Raw genomic sequence first — 7,028 nt, forward strand, 5'->3', positions numbered from 1 at the left:
GCCCGCCGTACCCCACTGTAGGGGCGATTATCAATCGCCCGCAGACACCGCCATAACCAACCCATCAAAAACGGAGGAATCACTATGCGAGTGATAAAACGCATCCTTTTGGGACTTCTGGTCTTCCTGTTGCTGGCCTCCGCCGGTTTCGTCGTTTACAAAATCGACGGCACGCGTACATTCTCCGAAATTGTAGAAAGCGGCGATCTCTCAAATCTCCGCTTGACGATTTATTATATGAGCTCTGGTTATTTAACAGTTCAGCCCTTAAGTATTGAAGGCTTAATAGGATCTTGCGATTATAAAATCGTAGTCAAAAGCAGCGACTTAGAAGCGTACAATGATTACCTAATCAGATTAAGCAAAGAACCGTTATTACCGTTTGAAAAAGAGGGCCGTATAGATGCCCGCGTTTATTATGTGTTTGAAACGAAGCTGGGTCATAAGTTATATGATGTCGCATGGCCGGTTCTTGTCGGCGGCATTTACGTAAACGGGATGAATGTAAAAAAATCCGATATTTTCTATGATGTCATTCTGCCGTTTCTGCCCCAAGATGCCGCCGATGATGTAAAATACCAAAGAGACAGCATGAAATAAGAACGTGGCTCAACCCTTTCCTGATCACATTAAAAAACCTCATTCCCCGCCCAAAATGCTCAGATAACCATCCAGCCGCTCGTTTACATATTCGGCAATCAGGCGCTGCATCGCCTTGGGATCACCGCGGCGAAACCACGCATCAAAGGCATCGTAGTATTTTTTGCGGTCAAGAAATTTTACATCGATAGTTGGGTAATCATTCCGCATCAGCTCTAAATTCATCACCAGCCGTCCGGTACGGCCGTTTCCGTCGATGAACGGATGGATGCCCTCAAATTCCAAATGGAACAGGGCGATTCGTGCGACAGGATGCATGGTCTTTTTGCGCTCTGCGTCGGCCCGCATCAGCTCATTCATTTTCGGTTCTATCAGATAGGGCTGCACAGGTTCACAGAACGCGCCCATGATGCGCACCGGGATGCTGCGGTAGACCCCTCTGTCGTCGGGTCTGTCCATCAATACCAGCGCATGAATCTGCTTGATGACCGATTCCGAAAGGGGAATCTTCTTTTGGGCGATATGCGAAATAAACAAAAACGCGTCCTTGTGTCCGATGGCTTCCAGGTGGTCTTTCAGCGGTTTCCGGTCAATGGTGATGCCCTCCAGAACCATCGCCGTCTCCTGCAGGGTCAAGGTATTGCCCTCGATGGCGTTGGAGTTGTAGGTGAACTCCACCATGAATTCCCCGCGCAGTCTTTCAACTTCACCCTCGGTCAGGGGTCGCAGTTTTTTTAACTTCTCCGTCTTGCGGTCAATGGTTTCGAGCAGTTCAAAAAACGTCGCTTTGGCGCGGACTGCCCTGCCGTCGGACGGCTTTTCGGCGTCGACGGGGATCATATAGAGATTGCCCCTGCGGATTACTCCGTCCACCCTACCCTCTTCGCAAAGAGCTCTCACGCGCCGGCTTGTAATCCCCCAGCGCTTTGCCGTCTCCGATACTTTCAGATATTCCGTCATAATTTAATTTGCCCTCCCGACCGCGGCAATCACCGCTAATCGGAAGTATACCCCAATTTCGGAATAATTACAACCTGTTTTCGTTGTTGACCGTTTACCGGCTCGTCATCAATCAAATCATCAATTACGTCATCAGCATCCTCCAGATCAAAATGGAGGCCGATATCCGAAAACGGCTGTTTTGGAAACTGCAGTCGATGCCGGTCGGCTATTTCCACGGCAACCACAGCGGCGATTTCGTCGCCAAGATGAACCTCGACGTCACGTCGGTCAGCAAGGCCGCCGATACCCTCTGGCAGGGCTGCTACACCGTCATCAACGTCGTCTTCATCGTCCCGTATTTCATGAAACTCGATTGGCGGCTGTCGCTGGTGGTCATCATACTCGGCATCCTGTTCTCGGTCTTCATAAACCTGGTCGTCAAACCCATGCGCAAGCGCAGCAAAGAAATTTTGAAATCGATGTCCGAGATGTCGATGACGACGACCGAGAGCGTGACCGGCTTTAACGTGACCAAGATGTTCTCGCTTCAGGATAAGTTTTCGCGCGACTTCTCCGACAGCGTCGACAGCATCTACGAAAACCAGAAAAAATACGGCAACCTCTCCGCGTGGATCGGCTTTTCCAATATGGTCGTCAACTACTGCGGCAATTCGGCGGTCGCCATCTTCGGCATGATCTTCGCCTTCAACGGGACCCTCGACGTCTCAATCCTCGCGGGCATGATGACGGTCTATTTCAACATCATTTACACCTTCATCGACATCGGAAGCGTCCCGACCGATATGCAAAAATACTTCGCGAGCTCCGACCGCCTCTATCACATCTTCAATACCCCGTCCGAGCCGGATCGCTGCACCGTCACCGGAAATGACCCCGACGCGGGCGTGCTCTTAAAAGATGTGGAATTCGAGTATAACGACGGTATGCCGGTGCTCAAAGGCGTCAGTATCTACGCCAAAAAAGGCGAGATGATCGCGCTCGTCGGAGACAGCGGCAGCGGCAAGACGACGTTGGTCAAACTGCTCGCGGGGCTCTATACCGCCAACAAAGGCGAGATCGTCGTCAACGGCAAAGGCCTGTCGGACTACACCCTGACGGGACTGCGCAAGACCGTCGCCTATGTGCCTCAGGACGCCTATGTTTTCAACGGCAGCATCAAAGAAAACATCTCCTACGGCAAAGACGGCCCCGCCGACGATGAGATCATCCTCGCCGCCAAGGAGGCCAACGCCGATGCGTTCGTCACCGAAAAGCCGGACGGCTACGAGACGCAGGTCGGCGAGCGCGGCATCCAGCTCTCGGGCGGCGAGCGTCAGCGGGTGGCCATCGCAAGGGCAATTTTGAAAAACGCCCCGCTGCTGCTCCTCGACGAAGCGACTTCGAGCTTGGACAGCGAAACCGAGCTGGCAATTCAGGCGACGCTTGAAAAACTGATGAAGGGCCGCACGAGCGTGGTGGTCGCGCACCGCCTCTCGACCATCGTCAACGCCGACCGCATCTACTTTATGCGCGAAGGCCAAGTCGTCGACTCCGGCACCCACAAGGAGCTGTTAGAGAAGTGCAAGGACTATTCGGATTTATTCTACAAGAATTTCGAGAAAGCGGCTGTTTCGTAATCCCGTTACTCTGTAGGGAACGGTCCTGACCGTTCCGAGCGAACCGCAATCCTCAACAGATTGCGGTTCGCGAAAAGGCACGGTTTGCACAAAACAATGGTAAAAATCCGAAAACATGTTTACTGTTCGCACGAATTCAACCCAAACATTGCAACTATCCGTGAACGCGGTCTCCGCGGTTCACATCGAATGCGATTCGACGGAAGGGTCAAGACCCTTCCCTACACGATCATCGCTCATTACAAGGGGTTTCCCCTTTTCTCTGTTTTCGTTGTAATGGGATTGAACAGTGATCTTTCACACTGTCCGATACGGAAACAGAATACCTCACACCGCAGGCGGGCAGGGAAAAAATCCCCTGCCCGTTTTGCCATTGATGAAATCCCCTATTCATGTACGCGGTGTAATACAATGTAGGGGCGATACGGGCCACGGCCCGCCTTGTTCGCCCGCCGCGCCTATGTAGGAGCGATACGGATTCGAACCGCAGTCCTTACGAACATACAGTTGACCCTACGCTATTAAACAACGCGGGCGAACGCAGTTCGCCCCTACGAGCTTTCTCGGCCGTAAGTCCAATAAAGTCAACCACGTTTTTAAGACGTTTTTCATGATAGTCTCCACGTTTTTATGAATCCGGTTTTCCGTTTTCTGTTATCGATTGAAAAATTTCCCGTTTTATGTTACAATAGTCAAAGACATATTCATTCATAACCGCACCGAATCGCGATCGGAGGACAATAAGCATGGACTTTTTAAAAGCGCTTGAACACATCCGCACCCCGTTTCTCGACGTCTTTTTCCGATTCTGGACCCTGTTCGGAGAAGAAATGCTGCTGCTCGCCGTCATCGGCGTCTTCTATTGGTGCGTCAACAAAGAGCTGGTCTATAAAGCCGGACTCGCCTATTTCGGCTCGGGTCTCGCGGTCCAGTCACTCAAAATCGCGTTCCGGATCCCGCGCCCGTGGGTGCTGGACACCGCCTTTCAGCCGGTCGAAGGCGCAAAGACGACCGCGACCGGCTATTCGTTTCCGAGCGGGCATTCGCAGGGCTCCGCGGCGGTATTCGGCTCGGCGGGCCTGCACTTCAAAAAACCGTGGGTGAAAATCGCCTGCTTCGTCATCTTCCCGATGGTCACGCTCTCGCGCATGTACCTCGGCGTACATACTCCCCTCGACGTATCCGTCGGCCTGTTATCCGGCTTTGTCTTCGCAGTCATCGCGCAGGTGTTATTCAAGGGCGCATTGACCCCAAAGCAGAATTTCGCCGTCGCGGCCGTCCTCGCGTTCATTTCTGCGGCTGTCGCGGTCTATGCCGGACTCATGTACAAAAGCGGCATCATCGAATATAAATACGTCTCCGACTGCTGCAAAGCGGCGGCGGCCGGACTCGGCTTCGCGGTCTGCTGGTACGTCGAGCGCGTCTGCATCAAATTCGATACACACTGCGACAAGTGGTGGAAGCACGTCGTCAAAGTCGTCCTCGGCATCGCCGGAATCCTGCTCATCAAAGAGGGCTTCAAGCTCGTGTTCGGCGAATCCCTCGCCGTCGACGTCATCCGCTATTTCCTGATGATTCTCTGGGGCATGCTGTTCTTCCCGCTGATCATCAAAAAGACCTTCAACCGCAAGTCGAATTCAGAATTCAGAAATCAGAATTAAGAATTAAGACGCGGCATAACGAACCACCGGACTGCGCCCTACAATAATATTCCCCCGCCGGGTACCTTACTTCTTACCTATTCACTCTTCACTCTTCACTCTTCACTTTGCTCTCTTAGTTCCCCGGTGCGCAAATCCCCACGGCGCGCCGGGTCGTCGCGCCCTACAATATACATTCTCTCTCCCCTTTTACCTCTCGACGGAAAGGAAGGCCAATACATTGCACATCGCAATCTGTGATGATAACCCCGTCCAGGCCGGCAACCTGCAAAAAATCGTGACCGGCTGGATGAAAAAACGCGCCGTCTGCGCCGCCGTCTCGCTGTTTCCGAGCGCGGAGGCGTTTTTATTCGAATACGCCGAAAACAAGACCTTTGATATCCTGCTGCTCGACATCCAACTCAGCGGCATGAACGGCGTGGAACTCGCCCGCCGCGTCCGCGAGTCCGACGCGCACCCCCAAATCGTCTTCATCACCGCCTATTCGGACTTCGCCGCCGACGGCTACGAGGTCGACGCATTGCACTATCTCGTCAAGCCCATTGAGCCGGAAAAACTCTGCGGGGTACTCGACAAGGCCGCGAAAAACCTCTCCAAAGCCGAGCCCGCCGTGATGCTCGAAACCGAGGAGGGCATCGTCCGCCTGCTCGAAAAAGACGTCATTTACGCCGAGGCGTTTTCCCACGTCGTCACGATCCACTGCGCCCGCAACGCTTGTGACAATTTAGCCGTCAAAACGCCGATCTCCGAGCTCGAAATGCTGCTCGGCGATTCGTTTGTGCGCTGCCACCGCTCCTATCTCGTCGGCCTGAGGCACATCCGCCAGATCACGCGCTGCGACGTCATTCTCGATGACGGAAGCAAACTCCCGCTTTCGCGCCGCAGCTACGACGCGGTCAACCGAAAGTTCATCAACTTTTATAAGGCAAAATAACGACATGGAATATTACTGGTATTATATCATCATCGGCGTCGGATTCGCGGGCACGGTGCTCGGCATCGTCCTGTGGCAGCGCGCCTACACCAAAAAACTCGTCAACAAATCCATCTCGGACTATCAGAGCGACCTCATCACCAAACACTGTGAAGAGGTCGAGAATATCTATGCCAAAATGCGCGGCTGGCGGCACGATTACCGCAACCACATTCAGGTCATGAAGGTGTATCTCGAGGAGGGCGAGACCGAAAAACTCGGGAAATATCTCGAGGATTTGCAGCTCGACTTAAACAGCGTCGATACGGTCGTCAAAACCGGCAACACGATGATCGACGCGATTTTGAACAGCAAACTGTCGCTCGCTTATAAGCGCGACATCGACGTCAGCGTCAAAGCGGTCGTGCCGAAAAACCTCGGCATCCCGGACATCGACCTCTGCGTCATCATCGGAAACCTGCTCGACAACGCGATGGAGGCCTGCGTCAAAACTCGTCAGGACTCCCGCCCCTGGATGCGCATCTTCATCGGCATTTTAAAAGGGCAGCTCTATATCTCGGTCAGCAATTCGATGTCGGGCGAGCTCAAAAAGACCCGCAAATCGGAGCAAAAGACCCCCGCGATGTACGCCTCGACCAAAACCGTTTCCGCACCGAACGCAATTTCGACGGCAAATGCGGCTTTGACCCCGAACCCCGCTTCTTCGGAAAACAGTAAAACTGCCCCCGCCGAACACGGCAAGCCCGCCCCCGCCGAACACGGTTACGGCCTGATCCGCATCGACGACATCGCCGCCCGCCACAACGGCTACGTCAACCGCCAGCACGAACCCGGCACCCCCGGCGAGCCCGGCGTCTTCGCAACCGAAGTTTTATTGCCGTTGAAAAATAAATCGTAGGGGCGCCACGGGCCACGGGCCACAGGCCGCCATGCGCGTCCGTCGTACCCCGTCCCTGTAGGGAAGGGTCTTGACCCTTCCGAGCAGACCGCAATCCTAACGATTGCGGTTTGCAAAAAGGTTCCGTCTCGCACCAAACCATGATTATAATTCACAAACATGATTACGATTCGTGTTCGCACGAAACAGGATTTGTATCAAACACGGTAATTTCCCGTGAACGCGTTCTGCGCGTTCACTCGGAAGGGTCAAGACCCTTCCCTACAAGATACGGCGGAGCGGACAGCCAAGGCGGGCCGTGCCCGTAACGCCCCTACAATGAAAATTTCCATTCGCGTCGAAATTCCGACCGTTGG

6 protein-coding genes are annotated in these 7,028 nt (G+C 53.7%); 5 read left to right on the forward strand and 1 reads right to left on the reverse strand.

The features are described 5' to 3' along the window. The first annotated feature begins 90 nt into the window (after positions 1-90). The gene (locus PKH29_11855) at positions 91-600 is read left to right on the forward strand and encodes a hypothetical protein (protein HNX15532.1); all 510 of its coding nucleotides are present in this window, start codon (positions 91-93) and stop codon (positions 598-600) included. A gap of 39 nt (positions 601-639) precedes the next feature. On the opposite strand, the gene PKH29_11860 is transcribed toward PKH29_11855, so the two are convergent. Beyond that, positions 640-1,560, reverse strand: a complete 921-nt coding sequence (locus tag PKH29_11860) for a Fic family protein (GenBank protein ID HNX15533.1) — start codon at positions 1,558-1,560, stop codon at positions 640-642. A gap of 86 nt (positions 1,561-1,646) precedes the next feature. Between PKH29_11860 and PKH29_11865 the strand changes: the two genes are divergently transcribed. The 4 genes from PKH29_11865 (at position 1,647) to PKH29_11880 (ending at position 6,672) form a co-directional block, all read left to right on the forward strand. Further along, positions 1,647-3,179: an ABC transporter ATP-binding protein gene (locus PKH29_11865; protein HNX15534.1), complete on the forward strand. Its 1,533-nt coding sequence runs from the start codon at positions 1,647-1,649 to the stop codon at positions 3,177-3,179. Between the two features lie 746 nt (positions 3,180-3,925). After that, on the forward strand, positions 3,926-4,840 hold the full coding sequence (locus tag PKH29_11870; GenBank protein ID HNX15535.1) for a phosphatase PAP2 family protein: 915 nt from the start codon (positions 3,926-3,928) through the stop codon (positions 4,838-4,840). A gap of 220 nt (positions 4,841-5,060) precedes the next feature. Beyond that, the gene (locus PKH29_11875) at positions 5,061-5,774 is read left to right on the forward strand and encodes a LytTR family DNA-binding domain-containing protein (GenBank protein ID HNX15536.1); all 714 of its coding nucleotides are present in this window, start codon (positions 5,061-5,063) and stop codon (positions 5,772-5,774) included. Positions 5,775-5,778: 4 nt separating this feature from the next. Beyond that, positions 5,779-6,672 carry a GHKL domain-containing protein gene (locus tag PKH29_11880; GenBank protein ID HNX15537.1) on the forward strand — a complete coding sequence of 298 codons (894 nt, stop codon included), beginning with the start codon at positions 5,779-5,781 and terminating at the stop codon, positions 6,670-6,672. Positions 6,673-7,028 lie beyond the last annotated feature (356 nt).

Source organism: Oscillospiraceae bacterium, from assembly GCA_035353335.1.
In the GTDB taxonomy this organism is placed as follows: Bacteria; Bacillota; Clostridia; order Oscillospirales; family JAKOTC01; genus DAOPZJ01.